The sequence below is a fragment of the Lichenibacterium dinghuense genome, from assembly GCF_021730615.1.
GTDB classification, from domain to species: domain Bacteria; phylum Pseudomonadota; class Alphaproteobacteria; order Rhizobiales; family Beijerinckiaceae; genus Lichenihabitans; species Lichenihabitans dinghuensis.
Map to the genome: position 1 here is coordinate 104,615 of NZ_JAJLMN010000004.1, position 18,370 is coordinate 122,984.

9 protein-coding genes and 1 pseudogene are annotated in these 18,370 nt (G+C 68.0%); 8 read left to right on the forward strand and 2 right to left on the reverse strand.

Going from position 1 to position 18,370, the window contains the following annotated elements; genetic code table 11:
* Window positions 1-5,195: 5,195 nt before the first annotated feature.
* The 6 genes and pseudogenes from repA to L7N97_RS29040 all read left to right on the forward strand — a co-directional run bounded on the left by repA (window position 5,196) and on the right by L7N97_RS29040 (window position 11,847).
* A complete protein-coding gene (gene repA, locus L7N97_RS29015; RefSeq protein WP_237482931.1) occupies window positions 5,196-6,398 on the forward strand; it encodes a plasmid partitioning protein RepA in 1,203 nt (400 codons plus the stop codon).
* Complete coding sequence (repB, locus tag L7N97_RS29020; RefSeq protein ID WP_237482829.1) at window positions 6,398-7,417, forward strand: plasmid partitioning protein RepB; 1,020 nt, start codon at window positions 6,398-6,400, stop codon at window positions 7,415-7,417. Before repA ends, repB begins: the two co-directional genes overlap by 1 nt.
* A 198-nt stretch (window positions 7,418-7,615) precedes the next feature.
* Window positions 7,616-8,824 carry a plasmid replication protein RepC gene (gene repC / locus L7N97_RS29025; protein WP_237482831.1) on the forward strand — a complete coding sequence of 403 codons (1,209 nt, stop codon included), beginning with the start codon at window positions 7,616-7,618 and terminating at the stop codon, window positions 8,822-8,824.
* A 352-nt stretch (window positions 8,825-9,176) separates the two neighbouring features.
* A pseudogene (gene istA, locus L7N97_RS29030) lies at window positions 9,177-10,659 on the forward strand (IS21 family transposase); the annotation flags it as partial.
* Between the two features lie 11 nt (window positions 10,660-10,670).
* Window positions 10,671-11,405, forward strand: a complete 735-nt coding sequence (gene istB, locus L7N97_RS29035) for an IS21-like element helper ATPase IstB (protein WP_237478175.1) — start codon at window positions 10,671-10,673, stop codon at window positions 11,403-11,405.
* Window positions 11,406-11,544: 139 nt separating this feature from the next.
* The gene (locus tag L7N97_RS29040) at window positions 11,545-11,847 is read left to right on the forward strand and encodes an ATP-binding protein (protein ID WP_237482833.1); all 303 of its coding nucleotides are present in this window, start codon (window positions 11,545-11,547) and stop codon (window positions 11,845-11,847) included.
* Between the two features lie 172 nt (window positions 11,848-12,019).
* Here the strand turns inward: L7N97_RS29040 and L7N97_RS29045 are convergent, their stop codons facing one another.
* A complete protein-coding gene (locus L7N97_RS29045; RefSeq protein WP_237482841.1) occupies window positions 12,020-13,552 on the reverse strand; it encodes a sensor domain-containing diguanylate cyclase in 1,533 nt (510 codons plus the stop codon).
* A 332-nt stretch (window positions 13,553-13,884) separates the two neighbouring features.
* Here L7N97_RS29045 and L7N97_RS29050 point away from each other — a divergent pair, with 332 nt between their 5' ends.
* Window positions 13,885-14,829, forward strand: a complete 945-nt coding sequence (locus L7N97_RS29050; RefSeq protein ID WP_237482843.1) for a hypothetical protein — start codon at window positions 13,885-13,887, stop codon at window positions 14,827-14,829.
* A gap of 67 nt (window positions 14,830-14,896) precedes the next feature.
* Here L7N97_RS29050 and L7N97_RS29055 read toward each other — a convergent pair whose 3' ends face one another.
* The gene (locus L7N97_RS29055) at window positions 14,897-15,259 is read right to left on the reverse strand and encodes a cupredoxin domain-containing protein (RefSeq protein ID WP_237482845.1); all 363 of its coding nucleotides are present in this window, start codon (window positions 15,257-15,259) and stop codon (window positions 14,897-14,899) included.
* A gap of 186 nt (window positions 15,260-15,445) precedes the next feature.
* Here L7N97_RS29055 and L7N97_RS29060 point away from each other — a divergent pair, with 186 nt between their 5' ends.
* Entirely contained in the window at window positions 15,446-18,289 is a 2,844-nt protein-coding gene (locus L7N97_RS29060) for an EAL domain-containing protein (RefSeq protein ID WP_237482847.1), read from the forward strand.
* Window positions 18,290-18,370: the final 81 nt, after the last annotated feature.

The window sequence follows — 18,370 nt, forward strand, 5'->3', positions numbered from 1 at the left end:
GGCGTCCGCGAAGCATCGCCAAGCGGCGCTGGGCCAGTGTCAACGGGAAGGCCGCCCGTTTATGGCACGTCCGAGCCTTTGGGCCAAATCCGTGCGCCGATCCCCGATGCGGCCTCCGAGTTCAATGGTGACACCAAACCCGAGTGCTGGGGCAGGGGAGGACCCGATCCTCAGGTGTTCCCTCCCCCGTTGCCGCTCTCCCTTCACCAGCGTATGCGTGCGACGGACACCGCCGGAAAAGGTGCAGGGTCGCTCCGGGCGGCCCGGAGAAGTCCACCCCCGTCGTGCGCGTCGCGGGCGGATCCTTGACGAATGAGAACTGTCACGAGGACGGCCCCACTCGCAAGTTGGGGAACGGGCGTTCGACCCACCACGTGCCGCCATGCGTCATCCATGCCGGCCAGAATGTATTCTGGAGCGCGGCCCATGCCGTTCGGCTGCGCGCTGAACCCCCGCACTGGACTTGGCGGGTCGTGCGATGCACGAGGACCGCCCGGTCGAGGCGGCCGAACGAGTCTCTTGACGGCAACCGCCGTTGAACGCCCGTGGCGTCGATCGAGCAGACTGGCCGGTAGCCTGAGTGTGTTTCGCCGAGCGGGACGGGGCACGTCAGCTCGATACGCGGCCCCTCCCCTGACGTCGTCGGGCGGAAACGGGCACTGCACGCCGCCGAGAGCATCCTCGGCCACCACCTCGACATGAGTTAGGCCCTGCCCCCGCCGCGTCATCGGGTCGTGTTCCGGACGGCACCAAGCACGTGCACGGTCGGGCATCGGTCGGCCGCGAGCCGCGCGGTGCGGGTAGTTCGTCGTCCCGACCGTCTCGGCCGGCTATCTCCTCCGCGCGCGATCCTGATCCACCTGACCCCAGCGGAACCCGTGATGCGCGCGATGGCGAGGAGGTGCTCATAGGGACGATGAACGAGCGTCGTCGCAGGTCCGCGGGAACCCAGCCCGTGCGTCGCGACTGCGGTGTCCGTCGAACCGGGGCGGGAAGAGGGGGAGTCGGATCTCGGCCCAGCACAGAGGTGAAGCGAACGCCGCGTACCGCATCGCTTGGTCCGACGTCCGCCCCCCGCAATCGCTTGGATTGCCCAGGGCGAACCAGGCCGTGAGCTCTGTCGGCGGTCGGTTGGCGAGCCGCGTGCCGGGCACCTCAACGGCGGTGGAGTGGGATCCGAACCCCGCACAACCGGCGCCCCGTCATGCTCTGCCCCATCCAGCCCATGGGAACATTGATCCAGCGCTCCAGTGCCCGGGGTGTCGCTGGGTATCATCCGGCTCCTCCCGCGCGTCGCGGCACATCCATTCAAAGCGGAGGCGCGTCGCCGTGGATGCGATGGACGTCGAGCGTCGCGAGGCCTCGGTGTCGTGCAGGACGGCCCAGTCTAGTGGGAACCGGGAGACCGCTTGGCTTCCTCGCCCATACATCTGCGATGCAGCCAGATCCGCCTCGGCGAAGTCCATCGCTCGCCCGCCGTCCGGAAGAGCGGGACCGTCGACCGGGAGTGTCTTTTCGATGCGCGATCGCACTGCCCGCCGTGGAATGCTACGCCGGCCATCGGCCCGGCCCCGGGTCGACCTGCGTCGCGCATCCGGACGACCCCCGGGCTCGCTCCCCTCCCGCGCAGGCGTGCGTGGCGCAGCCTGCCCGCGAGGGTCCACGATCCCCTGCCCGCCTCAGACCGGACGTCGACATCGTCCGGCAGCATCGGCCGTGGGCGAGCCGCGTCGATCGCCTCGCAGTGGATCGGCGGGTCCGGGGCCGATGCGACGAGCTCTACGCGGTGATGAACACGAGCGTCCGTTGAGCGGGGATGCAGCCGGAGTGGTCCGTCCCCGTCCGGGGACATGGTCGTGTGGCTGGCGCCGTCGAGGCTTCGACGCATCGGGGGAGGGCCGCTGGCAGCCGGGCCCCAGCCTGCTGCCCTGGCTCAACGGTCGACGCGACACCCGCCGGCCGTCCATGCACCGATGCGAGGTCTTCAGTCGTCGGCGAGCGGCGTCGTTGGGCGGAAGCGCCTCCGGTGATCGTCGTCCGGAGGAGCTGGTGGAGGCTGGGCCGCATCGAGCACTGATGGCCCGAGGTTCGGAGGAGGCGCGCTTCGGCGCGCAGCTCGAACCGGCGGCAGGCAATCCGATGGCGTCTGTGCTGCCTCCTGGCCCCGTTAGCCGCGGCTAACAGCGAACCGTTCCAAATTGGAAGCTCAGGCGCCAGCGGGCCGTCGGACTATGACCCGAACGCCGACCTCAGCGAAGACGCCGAGATTCGACCAGCCTGCCCCGTCCGGCCGGTCCGGAGGCGGGCTGAGGAACCCGATCGCGCGAGGACCAGCGTGCCGCACGACGATCCCCTGCGCCGACCCACACGCATGACCCTGCGGGTGCAATGCGCCAGCGCCCGCCGCCGGGGCTCCACCGTCCCGGAGGCGTCGTCCCTCCCCGCTCTGAAGAGCGGATGAGGATCATACAGAGCCGAGAGCGCTCGACAGGTCGCGAGCCGACGGCCACGGTCCCGAAACGCGCGGTCCGGCCTCCCCCTCCATCCGAGAGCGGCAGGTGAACGACGTCGCTGGAGAATCGACCACGCCGCCAGCCTGGGATATTCCCCCTCCCGATGTGCGGAACCGGAGGATGCGCAGCGGGTCGCCTTAGGCGTCGCGGGCCCGCACCAGCCCATCGATGACGCCCTACCCCGTCCATCGGTCGAGCATCAATTGCTGGCCTGATTCGACGTCGGTGCCCCTCGTAGTCCCGTGCGCGAACGAGGCGCTCCCGAAGAGCGCCTCTCCGGAGCGCCGCGGCGGTGCGTGACCGATCAACTCTGCCCACGCCCGCGGGCGGCTGATCGTAGGACTGAGCCGTGGCATCGCCCATCGGGTGCTGCGAGCGAGCCTACGGAGGCATCCCCGTAATCGGTGCAGCGAGGGGTGGAGCCTGTCCGAGGACTGCAGCAGCGCCACGAGACCGTCCCGAGCGTTCATGAGACGGTGTCGAAGAAGCGGACCGTCGCGCACGTCGACGCCGCGACGTGGTGCGACGCCACGCGAGAGCAGCGTTGGCCCTGTCTACCCCCTGCCCTGCCCGATGGCCGTCCGTCGACCAAGCTACCAGGCGCGTAGGAAAAGCCGTGAGCGGCTGGGGCCGTCATGGACCGCTCCGGGGTGAAACTCCGATCGACCCGTCGCGGCCGATCGTGAATGGAAGGACGAGTTTGGTAGGTGGAGGATAACTCGATCGTGACGTGCGCGCGTCGAACCGCATCCAGGGCGACGTACCCGGGGATCCTCGCGCGACCGCCACGGAGCCATGCACCCTCGGACGGCATCCGGGTGCCTAGCCTGGTTCCTCCAGGACCCGCCGCGCGCGGTCGCGCCGAGGGGGGAGGGGGAACACCCGCGGGCCTCGGCGCATCGGATGCGCACCGACCGGAGTGGTCCCTGCCCCGCTCGATGTACGATCCGGAGGGATGGCGAGCGCCCGAGCGCATGGGACCGGCTCCGGTCACAATGTTGACCCGTGTCGCCCGCCGTGCTGGCGGAGTCGCTGTGCCGGGTCGCCGCGATGCCCTCCGCAGGGCCGATCCCGGGTCAGCGGTCCGCTTCCGTCGGGTGACGGATGCCGGACCAAGTCGATCGTCGCACGCCGAGCGTCCACGGTCACGGCGTCGCACGGATCTATGCCTTTGCGCGCGTACCGTGTGCGGCGACGGTACGGAAAGCGTTCGCGTGCCGCCGCCGTGTCGTCGCGCCGACGCCGCTTGACCGATCCCGTCCTTTCCGATGGCGCGAAGCCACGGCGTCCGGCACTCGATCCCAATGCGTGCGCACGCAGATTCCACCTAACGGCTCGGGCGCACCATCGATCGAGCGCTCGAGCGAGTGGGGTCGATGAACGCTCGGGGCGGACCGCGAAATCTCGGCGACGACATGAGTGAGAGATGCCCCCCGTGCCTGTGAAATTACCCGCGTGGTGCACCGCCCGAGCCGGGGTCCCGCCCCGCGCTGTCCCTGCACCGCCGATCTGACGGTTTCCACCGACGGCTTCGGTCTGGCGTCGGCCGTTGTCCGACCGATGGGCCAGGCATCTCAGCGCCAGGGTGGTCGCTCCGCCACCCATGAGCGTGCCCGCCTCTTCCCTTCGCCCTGGCTACGGCGCTTGTGGGGTCATCCCCGCTATGATGACGACCGGATCCCTGAAGGCCCGGGCTTAGCGGTAACTCGTCGCACCCGGGCCAGATGTGGCATACGCCATTCGTGGGCCTGTTCGCGATGCGCGATAGAGCGAGGCACTCGGGCAACGCGCGGCGGAGCCGGGTGCCGATCGGCGGCATCGTCCGCACGCCAATCCCGACCATCAGCATACATTCATCTGGTCCTACGGAATTCGTCGCGGAGGCCCCGCTCCACACTGCGCGCCGACACAGGCCGGGGTCGTACGCGTTCCGGCCGGATCGGTAGTCGCCCTGGCCGGATCCGGCCCAATCGGCGCCCGTCCGAGGCGATCGTTGGTGGACGATGCGCTCCGTCCGTTCATCCCACGGCGGGAGCGGCGAGGTCCCAACGGCGATCCATCGCGCGCACCCCGTCCGGGTGTTTTGGACGGATGCCGCCCTCGCCGCGCAGTCTCGACCCGAGCGCGTTCGGGTTCGAGGTGCTCGGGGCAACGTCTGGGACGTTGTGGCGACGCTCGAAACGATTCGCAGCATCGACCCATCAGTCCGCGCCCTGGGCACGTTCCAGACCCACTTATCAACAGTTTCGAATCGGCTCGTGAGCTCGACACCGCGTCCGCATCGACCACCGCCTGACCTCGAACCTCAGCCTCGGCTCGGGTCCGGCACGCGCCACGGGACCTTCCGCGGTCGGCGCAGAGGCGTCGCTCGAAGTCGCCCGTCGAGCGAGTAAAGCACTGTATCTTCGTGCAAATGAGCTGTGGCGATAAATCGGGCGATGATTCCGTGACGTGCGTCGGAACCGTCCCGCCACATTGCGGGCATGTCCGTTCCCGCAGTCGTCGAGCGATCCGGGTCGACCCGGCGTTAGCCGCGGCTAACCACGCCGTCCGGCTCACCAAACCGGCCGACTTGCCACGGCCCGGGGATAGCAACTATGGTTTGCCATCGCTGGATCGTCGATTCCTCGGCTGCCAGCGATGCTATTGGTGGAAGAGGGGATGAGCGTGGCCCAGGCGCGGATGGGGGGCGAGACGGCGGACGCGGCAGCCTCCGCGCTGAAGGACCTCGTGCAGAGGCACGGCGAAGCGCTGTCAATCGAACTGCAGGCGCACCAGAGGAAGACGTTCGCACCGGAGTCCGAGAAGACGATACGCCCCTTCGCGCCCGCCGAGGCGGCGCGACTGCTCGGCATCCACGAATCCTACCTGCGGCAGGTCGCGGCCGGCGACAAGGCCGGCGCTTCGGCCCAGAAGGGGGCGCGGCGGAGCTACAGCGTCCAGGACATCAGCGACCTCCGCCACGCCCTCGACCAGGGCGCGCGGGGCAACCGGCGCTACCTGCCGCACCGCGGCGGCGACGAGCACCTGCAGGTCGTCACCGTGATGAACTTCAAGGGCGGCAGCGGCAAGACGACCACCGCCGCCCACCTGTCGCAGCACCTCGCGCTCCATGGCTACCGGGTGCTCGCCATCGACCTCGATCCGCAGGCGAGCCTGTCGGCCCTGTTCGGGCATCAACCGGAGACCATGGTCGGGCCGAACGAGACGCTCTACGGGGCGATCAGGTACGACGAGGCGAGGCGGCCCATCGCCGAGATCGTCCGGGGGACGTACATCCCCGAGCTGCACCTGATCCCCGCCAACCTCGAGCTGATGGAGTTCGAGCACGACACCCCGAAGGCCCTCATGGGCCGGCGGGAGGGCGACACGCTGTTCTTCGCGCGCATCGGGCAGGCGATCGCCCAGGCGCAGAACCTCTACGACGTTGTGGTCATCGACTGCCCGCCACAGCTCGGCTACCTAACCCTCTCGGCCCTGACCGCCGCGACGGCCGTGCTCATCACCGTCCACCCGCAGATGCTCGACGTGATGTCGATGTCGCAATTCCTGCAGATGACCGGTGACCTCCTCGACGAGGTGTCGCGGCACGGGGCTTCGACGTCCTATGATTGGATGAGGTACCTCGTCACCCGCTTCGAGCCGGGCGACGGACCGCAGAACCAGATGGTCGCGTTCCTGCGATCGATCTTCGGCGAGCACGTCCTCATCCACCCGATGCTGAAGAGCACCGCGATCTCCGACGCCGGCCTCACGAACCAGACGATCTTCGAGGTCGAGCGTCAACAATTCACGCGGGCCACCTACGATCGCGCGCTCGAGTCGGTCACGAACGTGAGCGCCGAGATCGAGGGGCAGATCCGCAAGGCCTGGGGGAGGGCGTGATGAGCCGCAAGGCGTTGTTCGTTGGGCGCGCGGCGCCCGACCCCGCCGTCCAGGCCGAGCCCACGGGAGCTCAGGCCCTGAACCGCCAGCGCGCGCGCCCGATCCTGGGCGCACCGGGTCTCATCCCGGACGCCGAGGCCCGGCCTGTGGGCGCGATCGGCCAGTCGCTCGGCGAGTTCAGCGAGCGCGCGCGGCGCGCCGAGGAGGTCGAGCGCCGCCTGACCGAGGGGCAGGTCATCGTTGAGCTCGACACCGACCTCGTCGATCCCTCGTTCGTCTCCGACCGCATGCCGGTCTCCGAGCAGGCCCTGTCCAGCCTGACCGAGATGATCCGCGACCACGGGCAACTCAACCCCATCCTCGTGCGTCCGAGCCCGGACGACGGCGGCCGGTACCAGGTCGCTTTTGGGCACCGCCGCCTGCGCGCCGTGAAGGCCCTTGGCCGGGGCGTCCGGGCGGTCGTCCGCAAGCTGACCGACGAGGAACTCGTCATCGCGCAGGGGCAGGAGAACCACGAGCGCGAGGACCTGTCCTACGTGGAGAAGGCGCTGTTCGCGCATAGGCTGGAGGGGCGCGGCTTCCCCAGAGCCACAATCATGGCCGCGATGTCGATCTACAAGAGCGACCTTTCGAACATGCTGTCTGTCGCGACAAAGATTCCCGAGCCGGTGATCTCCGCCATCGGCCCGGCCCCCGGGATGGGACGGCGGGGCTGGATCGAGCTCGCTGGCCTCTTCGAGCGGCACCGCGGGGACGTCGAGGCGGCGATCGCGTCCCCATCTTTCGGGGGGCTCGACAGCAACGCTCGCTTCAAAGCCGTGATCGGCGCCACCCGGACGAGGCCCGCGAAGGCCGCGGCCGAGACGTGGTCGACGGCGGGCGGGCGCTCGCTGGCCAAGGTCGTGAGGAACGAGGACCGGATCACGCTGACGATCGACCGGCGCAGGTCGCCGGAGTTCGCTGAGCGCGTCCTCGCGCGGTTGCGCGACCTCGTCCAGGAATTCGAAGCCGCCCCGTAAGGGATGGCCGCGATGGCGTGAGTACCCCACTAACCAGGAGCAACAGCGGCAAAAGAAAAAAGGCCCCCGAAGCGTCTCCGCCCCGGAAGCCCTCTCTTGTGTTTGGCGACTGAGAGAATCACACTTCCGCACATCGCAGTCAAGGTGCGACGCCGTTTCGGCGACTGGATTTCTTTGCCCTCGCGAAAGGCAAGGATCATGGGACACATAACGACGCCCTTCGGGCGGCGAACGCTGTCGCTCGGCATGGCGGCGGCGCAGGTCGCCGTGCGCGATCTCGAGGGCAAGGTCGCCCACAAATGGAAGGTCTTCCGCTCGATCACGGAGTGCAAGGAACTGGTCGGCGTCTCGGACAGGGCCCTGGTGGTGCTGAATGCGCTGCTGACTTGCCTGCCGGAGACCGCGCTGGCGGCCGGCGACCTCGTCGTCTTTCCCTCCAACAAGGCGCTCTCGCTGCGGTCCCACGGCATGGCCGAGACCACCCTTCGGCGACACCTCGCGTCCCTGGTGGACGCCGGCCTCCTGATCCGGAGGGACAGCCCGAACGGCAAGAGGTACGCTCACCGGGGGGAGGGGGGCATCGAGCTCGCCTACGGCTTCGACCTGTCGCCGCTGCTCGCGAGGGCCGAGGAGTTCTCCCGCTTGGCCGCGGAGGTCGAAGCGGCCAAGCGCAGCGCGGCGATGGCGCGCGAGCGCGTGACCATCTATCGCCGGGACATCGGCAAGATGATCGAGGCCGGCGCGGCTGCCGGGGCAGATTGGCGGCCCTACCGGGAGGCGTTTGCCGGTCTTTGCCAACGTCTTCCCCGCAAGGTCACCGTGGAAAGTGTCGCCCCTTTGGTTGACTCCCTGCACGCTTTGGCGATGGAGGTCAGCAGCGCCTTGGAGTGCCTCGTCTCGAATCAGAAACTAGGCGGCAATGCGACCCAGGACGGCGCGCAGATCGAGAATTCAAATACAGATCCCATTACTGAACTTGAACCTGCCTATCAAAAGGAGCAGGGAGGAGGGACGGCGCCAAGACGGCTCCCCCTGGAGCTGGTATTGCGGGCGTGCCCTGACATAGCGATGTACGGGCGGGAAGGGGTGGGCGACTGGAGGGACCTGCTCACCGCCGCGGGCCTTGTGCGCGGTATGCTTGGCATCAGCCCTTCTGCCTGGCAGGCGGCGCGGGAGACGATGGGCGACGAGGTCGCGTCCGTCGCGGTGGCGGCCATTCTGCAGCGGACCGACGCGATCCGGAGCCCGGGCGGTTACCTCCGCGCCTTGACCGAGAAGAGCAGGGCGGGGACGTTCTCGGCTTGGCCCGTGCTCCTCGCGCTCGTCAGGAGTGGTGGTCCGACCGAGGCGGGATCGACGGCGCTCGTCCCGGTGGCCCGACCCGGGCCGCGTGCGCTGAGGCAATAGCGGGGGGCGCACCGGACGCGGTTCGGGGCGAGACGCCCCGTCGATCCCCCGTGCACGCCCGCGCTCTTTCGCGGCCCGTCGCTCGACCTCGTCCCTGAGCAGGCGGCTTCGCGGGTGCGCGTGCCATCGCGAGGGGCCTTCGACATGCGTCCGTGTGCGTCGTCGCGCTGGCCGGGACCGCGCCCGTCCCGACCGGAACCTTGCGACTGTGGAGGGAAAGGGCGGTGCGCCGCTTGTGATTAGGCGTGGAATTTTGACCCCCATGTGAGGGGGATCGGCGTCCAACTTTGACCCCCTCGAGTGCAATTCGAGCAAGCTGCACGTCCTTGTTGCGGGACGGGCGGTGGGGGGGATGAAAGGCGTGGACACGATTGCGCGCATCAGGCGCGAGTTCTTCATTCGAGGCCGGTCCATCAAGGAGATCGTCCGGGATCTGCACGTGTCCCGGAACACCGTGCGCAAGGTGGTGCGCACCGGCCGCACCGCGTTCGAGTACGAGCGTGAGGTCCAGCCGATGCCCAAGTTCGGGCAGTGGCGGGCTGATCTGGACGAGATGCTGGCCGCCAACGACAGCAAGGCGGCCCGCGAGCGGCTCACCATGATCCGCGTGTTCGAGGATCTGCGCGGCCGCGGCTATGCGGGCGGCTACGACGCTGTCCGGCGCTACGCCCGGGGCTGGCGGCGCGAGCGGGTCGCGGTGACGGCCGCCGCCCACGTGCCGCTGAGCTTTGATCCGGGCGAGGCCTACCAGTTCGACTGGAGCCACGAGATCGTGCTGATCAACGGCACCACCGTCACCATCAAGGTGGCCCACGTCCGGCTCTGCCACAGCCGCATGCTGTTTGCGCGGGCCTATCCGCGCGAAAGCCAGGAGATGGTGTTCGACGCCCACGACAAGGCCTTCGCCTTCTTCGAGGCGCCTGCCGCCGCGGCATCTACGACAACATGAAGACGGCAGTCGAAACGATCCTCGTCGGCAAGGAACGACAATATAACCGCCGTTTTCAGCAGATGTGCGCTCACTATCTCGTCGATCCCGTCGCCTGCACGCCGGCGTCGGGATGGGAGAAGGGCCAAGTCGAGAACCGGTCGGCCGGTGCGCGAGCGCTTCTTCACGCCCCGCCTGCGCGTGAAGAGCATCGAGGAGCTGAACAGGTGGCTCCTCGATCAGTGCGTCGCTTACGCCAAGGGCCATCCCCATCCCGAGAACAAGGAGATCACGGTCTGGCAGGCGTTCGAGGCGGAGCGGCCGAGCCTCGTGCCCTATGTCAGCGCCTTCGACGGTTTCCACGCCGTGCCGGTCTCGGTGTCCAAGACGTGCCTGATCCGCTTCGACAACAACCGTTACTCGGTGATGGCGAGCGCCGTCGGCCGCCCCGTCGAAGTGCGGGCCTATGCGGAGCGGATCGAGTTGCGCCAGGGCGGCCATGTCGTGGGCGAGCATGTTCGCAGGTTCGGCCGCAACGAGACCGTATTCGAGCCCTGGCATTATGTGCCGGTGCTGGCCGCAAGCCCGGCGCCCTGCGTAACGGGGCGCCGTTCAAGGATTGGTGCTGCCGCCCGCCTTCGAGCGCGTCCGGCGCAAGCTCGCCGGCGCCGACGATGGCGATCGCCAGATGGTGGGCCTGCTGACGGCCGCCATGGACGACGGGCTGGAGGCCGTCGAGGCTGCCTGCCTGGAGGCGCTCGAAGCCGGCGTCCACTCGGCCGACATCATCCTCAACATCCTGGCCCGACGCCGCGAACCCGCGCGCGTCATCACCATCGATACCCCTGACGCGCTGCGCCTGCAGCACGAGCCCGTCGCCGACTGCGCGCGCTATGACACTCTGAGGAGCATCATGTGATGGAACGTTCCGAAATCCTGGCCACGATGGTGGACCTGAAGCTTTACGGCATGAAGGCCGGCTACGACGAGATCATCACCACGGCGTTGAAGCGCCAGCACGAGCCGCAACGCATCGTCGGTGATCTGCTGCAGGCCGAGATCGCCGAGAAACAGGCGCGCTCGATCAAGTATCAGATCACCATCTCCAAGCTGCCTTTAGCCAAGGACATCGAGGATTTCCGGTTCGAAGGCACGCTCATCAACGAGATGCTGGTGCGCGATCTCGCCGGCGGCGAGTTCCTTGCTCACCAGCGCAACGCTGTCCTGGTGGGCGGCACCGGGACCGGCAAGACTCACCTCGCCATCGGGATCGCCCGAGCCTGCATCCGCAACGGCGCCCGTGGCCGCTATTTCAACGTCGTCGACCTCGTGAACCGGCTCGAAGCCGAAGGCCGCGCCGGCCGCCACGGCCGCATGGCCGACTACCTGTCGCGCATGGACTTCATCGTGCTCGACGAACTCGGCTATCTGCCCTTTGCCCAGTCTGGCGGGCAACTCCTCTTCCATCTCATCAGCCGCCTCTACGAGCAGACCTCCGTCATCGTGACGACCAACCTGGCCTTCGGTGAATGGCCGAACGTGTTCGGCGATGCCAAGATGACGACCGCACTGCTGGACCGGCTCACCCACCATTGCGAGATCGTCGAGACCGGCAACGAGAGTTGGCGCTTCAAAAACCGCGCCTCGGCCTGAGCATCACGCCACCGCAGCCGCCCGGCTGCGCAACCCTGACCCGCTTCGCCGGGCGGCCGCTACCGCCTCAGATTGCAGCAAGGGGGTCAACATTGGACGCCGATAGGGGGTCAAATTTCAACGCCGATTGACAGTTCTCATGCCGACCGATGATGCGGTGCAGTTGGGTCTGTTGACCAACGCCATCAAATATGCGCCTCCGAGAGTGCCGGGCGACATCGCGCTGACCGTGACGGAGCTTGAACAGGGCGAGATCCGCTTCGAGCTTCGCGACCACGGCCTCGGGTTGCCGGCGCAGTTCGATGCAGCGACGTCGCGGAGCCTCGGCATGAAGCTGATCGCACGCCTCGCTCGCCAGCTCGGTGGCAAGCCGGTCTGGCAGAACGCCGATCCCGGCACGCGCTTCGTGTTGGAGTTCACTCCTCAGGAACGGGCTGACTGAGGTTCGCCGTGCGCGGCGACGCCGAGCATCTGACCTTCGACGCCGGTCTGCCCGGGCGTCGGCGATCCTGGTCTGCCGACCCCTGTCCAGTGAACCCACCGCAGCGGTCGGCCTCCACGCCGTGGCATGAACTCTTCCAGGTTGGCCATGCCTGTCGATCGAGAAGGCGTCCTCACGCTGCCGAGCTTCGAAGGGGCGTCCGAGACGCACACCGGTCGCCCTGCAGCCGTGCCCAACGAAAGCAGTTCCGACCGTCACTCTTGGCTCGGTACAGGGCGGCATCGGCCACGGTCAGAAGATCGAGCCCTGGCTCTCCCGCCACCCGCGTGACGCAGCCGGCGCTGATGGTGACGACGCCGTGCTGACTCGCGGCATGCGGGTCCCGCAGATCCGAGACGGCTCGCAGCACCTCTCCGGCGACCCGATCGGCCTCGGTGAAGCCGAGCCCCGGTACGACGGCCACGAACTCCTCCCCGCCGTAGCGCGCGACCAGTCCGCCCAGGGGCGACATGACACCATCTATGGCGGAGCCGACGCGGCGCAGCACGGCATCGCCGGCGACGTGGCCGTAGCTGTCGTTGTAGGCTTTGAACTGGTCCACGTCGATCATGAGCAGGGTCAGCGCCTTGGCATCTGCGATCGCGGCCGACAGGACCTGCTCGAGCCCGCGGCGGTTGGCGAGCCCGGTGAGCGGGTCGGTCAACGTTTGCTCGACGAGCCGGTCCTCACGATCTTTCTCCGCCGTGATGTCGATCACGACGCCGGCGATGCCCGACACGAGCGGGCCGTTGTGGACGGCACGGCGAAAGCACCTCAACCATCGCACCTCGCCGAGCGCGTCGACGATCCTGAACTCCTCGGTTCTCTGAGCCACCCTGCCATTCAGCAGGTCGATGAAGCAGGTGTCGTCTCGATCGTCAGGGTGGACGACGTCCAGCCACTCGGCCATGCTCATGACGGGCAGGTAGCGCGCGCCGAGGAGACGGGAGAAGCTGGGTCCGAGATCGAAGGTACGGCGGACGGCGTCGTAGAACCAGTGCGCGCCGCCGAGCGCCTCCATGGCAAGAGAGAGCCTTGCATTCGACTGCTCGAGCTCGTCTCTGATGCGACGTTCCTCGGTGACGTCGGTGACGATGCCGAGAATGCTCGGCCACCCATCCGGTCCCTTTGCCAGCGGGTAGAGGGTCGTCCGAATGGTCATGTCCCCGCGAGGGGTCGGCACGGTGCTGTCGCGCTCGAGGGTGCGTGCCGTGCGCAGGCAGAGGTCGTAGCTTCCAGCGATGCGCTGGGCGATGTCCTCTGGAAAGGCCTCGGACAACGACCCTGGCCATGTGATCGCGTCACCCCGGCCCGTCCATAGCTCGACGGCCGCCGCGTTGACCTGGGCGAAGACGTAGCCCTCCGCTCCCCGATGTTCCACCACATAGGCGGGGACGGCGATCTCCGCGACAGCGATCATGAGCGGGCTCTCGAACGGGTCGGCCGTGCGCGAGTGCTCGACGCGGTTCGGTGACCATGGCGCTGATGGTACAGCGTCTTCCTGCTGCCGAATTAATGGGCAATCGTTGCGGAATGTTGAAGATGCTTCATGGTCGAGGATGAGAATCGACCTGTGATGATCGCGTACCGTGCGCATCGCTGAGACGTCGAGATTGCGCTGTCCGTCGGCGGTCTCGCCGTCGTGGACGAGCAGGGCCCCACTCAAGGTAGGCTCCTGTCGAGCCGTCGTTTCCCCCACGGGGTAGGGGTTCATGTCCGGACATGATGACACCTCTCGGGACCGGGTGTCAGGGACACGCTCTGCCCAGTTCGTCATCGCGTTGTCGCCAACTGTGCGCAGCTAACGATCATCGCGCAGGAGTTAACCGAACTGGCAGAAAGATCTTCAACACGGCGGCTTCTAGGTTAATGTGTGTTAACCAGCATTCAGCGGAGCAGATCGTGCTGCAGCGCCTCATCGGTCGACCATCGTTACCTCTTTCCCTGCTGTTCTCGACCCTCTGGGTTCTGGGATGCACTGGCGAGGCTAGCGCCCACGTGAAATGGTTCTGCGCCTTCGACGTCGCCGGCCAACCGGTCGGCCTGGCGAACGTGCTGTGCCTCGACTTCGAAGAGCTGACGGCCCTGACGATCTTCGTGCTGGTCGCGGCCGGCATCATCGAGCGGACGCCGCTCGGCACCGCGCTGCTGCGGTCCATCGTCAGCTTCATGGCACCGGTCCGGTGGAACTCGGACATCCTGATCCGGGCCGTCGCGGGGTTCTTCTTCGTCAACCTGTGGAGCATCGGCGGCATCATCATCACGCCCGAGCTCAAGACGACGTCCCAGCTCATCCCGCTCCTGCAGCTCGGGATCGCCGCCTGCCTGCTGTGGCGCCATACCCTCGTGCTGTCGGCCGCCGGCATCGTCGTCCTCTACGGGGTCGCGCTGCACGACTACGGCCTGTTCCACCTGCTCGACTATCCGATCTTCCTCGGCCTCGCCGCCTATCTGGCGCTGACGGGCCTCGGCCGGGAGCCCTTCGGCCTGCGCCCGCTCGACATCGCCCGCTGGGCCGCCGCGGTCACGCTGATGTGGGCGTCCATCGAGAAGTGGGCCTATCCGGAGTGGACCTCGCCGCTCTTCGTCACCCACCCCAACGTCGCCATGGGCTTCAGCCCGAGCTTCTTCATGCAGGCGGCCGGCGCGGTGGAGTTCGGCCTATCCTTCGCCCTGATCTGGACGCCGCTCTGCCGCCGCGCCTCGGCGCTGATCCTCGCCGGCATGTTCCTGTCCGCCGTGCTGGAGTTCGGCAAGATCGACGCCATCGGCCATTCCTGCATCATCGCCCTGGTGTTGGCCATCGCGGCGGACGACCGGGTCGAGCCGGTCCGGGTGCGGCAGATCGTGTGGACGCCGCTCGGCTACGCCGCCTCCCTCGCAGTCATCCTGCTCGGCTACTACGAGCTCCACGCTGTGCTGTTCGGCACCACCCTGACCTGAACGCCTCCCACGCCCATCCTTCGACCGCCCGGGATCCGCGCCCGGGCGGTTCGGCGTCCGGCGCCTGTCACTCCCGCACCGTCACCGCCAGCTTCATCTTGGGGTGGATGCCGCAGAGCACGTTGAACGTGCCGGCCTTAGTGAACACGATGTCGGCCTTGGCGCCCGGCTCCTGATCGCCGGAGTCGAAAGAGAAGTCGGGATCGTCGATATAGGCGTGGTGCATGAGATCGCCGTCGTCGTTGACGACCTCGACCGTGTCGCCCCGGTGGATCGTCAGCGCCCCCGGCAGGAAGGCCCGTCCGCGCTGGGAGACCACGAACTTGATGCCCGTCGCCGCCAGGGACGCCCCGGTCGTGAGGGTCAGAAGTACCGCCAGAACGGGTAGGGCTGATGCGGTTCTCGACAACTGACATGTGCGAAGCTGCATGGACCATCCCTCCGCGCGTTGAGGAGTCGCTTGACCGATCTTCAAGTCGCGAGGGGATCGTCGCCGTCCTGAGTTAAGCCTCAGTTGCGACGCGGAGGCTGGCTTCATCAGACATTTACCCTCTCACCTCAAGGTTGATCGATCTAGGGCGCGTGACGTAGGGCGAGAGATATGCGGTTGGCTTCCGTGGCACGGCGCTTCCGGCACGGCACCAGTCTCGACAGGGTAGCGCGGCTCGTCCTCACGATCAGAGCCCGGATCCTCATCGCCTTCCTGATCATGACCGCCATCACCGCCGCCCTCGGGAGCTTCGCGGTGGTGCGCCTGCAGGAGGTGGGTCAGCTCATGACCCGCACCTACGACCAGTCCCTGATGTCGGTGAACTACGCTCGTGCCGCTGCCGCCGACTTCGCCGCGATGGAGAACGCCTTCATTCGCTGCTCGCTGGCGACCGACCCCGCCGAGGTGGGTAGGCTGCGCCAATCAGTCGGAACTCTGCACACATCGCTGCTTGAGGACATCACGATCGCGAGCGAGCGGGCGCAGTCTGCCCGCGCCATGATGGCGGGCGAGCGCGCCCGGCAGGCCGTCGAGCGATGGGACGTGGCCCGCTCCGAGGCGGGGTCGCGACGGGAACGGGACTGGCGCGCCCTCGACGTGGACGCCGCGGCGTTGAATGAGCAGATCGACCTGCTCGTCAACTACACGGCCGGTGACGGCTTCGCCTACCGAGGCGAGGCCAGGGCCATCGTGGCCTCTGATGTCCGCGCCACGCTGATCTACACTGCTACGGCCCTGCTGCTCGCCGCCTTGGTGGTGTTCTACATGGCGAAGCGCATCGTCGGCCCGGTGGCGGCGGCATCCGATGCCGCCCGCGAGATCGCGGGCGGCAGGCTCGACGGCGTCATCCCGCAAGGCTACGGCGACGAGCTCGGCGCCCTGCTGGCCGCCATGACGGTGATGCGCGACAACATCCGGGGCATGATGGAGCGAGAAGTCGCCCAGCGGCGGTTCGCCCAGACCCGCCTCGCCGACGCGCTGGCGGGGTCCGACGAGGGCATCGCCGTCGTCGACGCATCCGGAGCGATCGTGCTGGCCAACCAGCGACTGGCGACGTTCCTCGAGATCTCCCCGAAACTCCTGCGGGCCGGCACGCCGGCGGACGCCGTGGCGGCGATGCTCGACACACCCGCGCTGCGCAGCGGGGCCGTGCTGGAGTCCGACATCCCCGGGCCAGACGACGGAGAGATGCGCCGCATCGGCGATCGCTGGCTGCGGATCAGCCGCAGCCCGACACAGGACGGCGGCTTCGTCGCCATGGTTGGCGACGTCACAGCTCTGAAGCGACAGGAGGAGAGGCTCCGCGCCACCAATCTCGGCTTCGATGCGGCGCTGGAGAACATGTCCCAGGGCCTGTGCCTTTACGACGATCGAAGCCGCCTCGTGGTGGTCAACCGCCGGTTCGCCGAGATCTACCGGCTTGACCCGGCCGACGTCCGCCCCGGCATCAGCTTCCGCGAGGTGATCGGGCTGAGAAGCATCGCCGGCCACCACGGGCCCTGCGACTTGGACGAACTGCACGACAGCCGGCTCGAGGCCATACGGCGCGGCGGGGGCGCCGTACTGGAGGAGTTGAGCGACGGCCGCACGATCGCCATCGCGCATCGGGGCACGGCCGACGGAGGCTGGGTGGCCACCTACGAGGACATCACGGAGCGCCTCGCGGCCGAGCGTCAGATCACCTTCTTGGCCCGCCACGACGCGCTGACGCGGCTGCCGAACCGCACCGTCTTCGCCGAGCGGGGCGAGGAGGCGGTGAAACGCCTCGGCCGGGGCGAGGGCTTCGCAGTGCTGTACCTGGACCTCGACCGATTCAAGCAGATCAACGACACGCTGGGCCACGCGGCCGGCGACGCGCTGCTGCGGGGCGTCGCTGACCGGCTCGAGGCCTGCGCACGCGAGGTCGACACCGTGTGCCGGTTCGGCGGCGACGAGTTCGCGATCCTGCAGTGCGGGGTGGCGCGCGACGAGGATGCCGTCGTGCTGGCGAAGCGCATCGTCGAGGTGCTGCGTCCGCCGTTCGACGTCGGCGGCAGGCCTGTGTCGGCCGGGGTGAGCATCGGCATCGCCGTTGCGCCCCGGGACGGCTCCTCCTTCCTCGCTCTCACGCGCAATGCCGACGCGGCCCTGTACCGGGCCAAGGCGGACGGCCGCGGCGTGTGGCGCTGCTTCGAGCCCGAGATGGATGCGCGCCTGCAGGCGCGCAGCGCGCTCGAGGTGGATCTGCGCCGCGCCCTCGTCGATGCGGAGTTCGAGGTCCACTATCAGCCGCTCCACGATCTCGCGCTCGACCGTTTCGGCGGCTGTGAGGCGTTGGTGCGCTGGCGCCATCCGTCGCGCGGGCTGGTGTCGCCGGCGGAGTTCATCCCCGTCGCCGAGGCGATCGGGCTGATCGTGCCTCTGGGCGAGTGGGTGCTGCGTCAAGCCTGCCTCGACGCCAGCTCCTGGCCGCCACACGTCAAGGTGGCGGTGAATGTGTCCTCGGCTCAGTTCGCACAAGGCCGGCTTGTGCGGGCCGTCGAGGGCGCCCTCGCGACCTCCGGGCTGGAGCCGAGCCGCCTGGAGCTCGAGATCACGGAAACGGCGCTGCTGTCGGAGGCGGACGCGACGAAGGAGGCCCTGCACGCGCTGCGGCGCCTGGGCGTGCGCATCGCTATGGACGACTTCGGCACGGGCTACTCGTCGCTGAGCTATCTGCTGAGCTTCCCGTTCGACAAGATCAAGATCGACCAGTCCTTCGTGCGCGACCTGGAAACGCGGAGCGAGGCCGGGACGCTGGTGCGCACGATGGTGCAGCTCGGGCGCAGCCTCGGCATGCGGGTCACGGCCGAGGGGGTCGAGACCGAGCGACAGCTGGAGCAACTGCGCCGGGACGGCTGTGACGAGATCCAGGGCTACCTATTCAGCCGTCCCGTGCCGGTGGGCGAGGTGCAGGCCATGCTGACGATCGGCAGGACCATATCGGTCTGAGCTCGTATCGAAGCCGTATGATCGTCCACGGGGTTTTGGCGAGGCACCTCGCGATCTTCAACGGCGAGGACGGGAATGGAG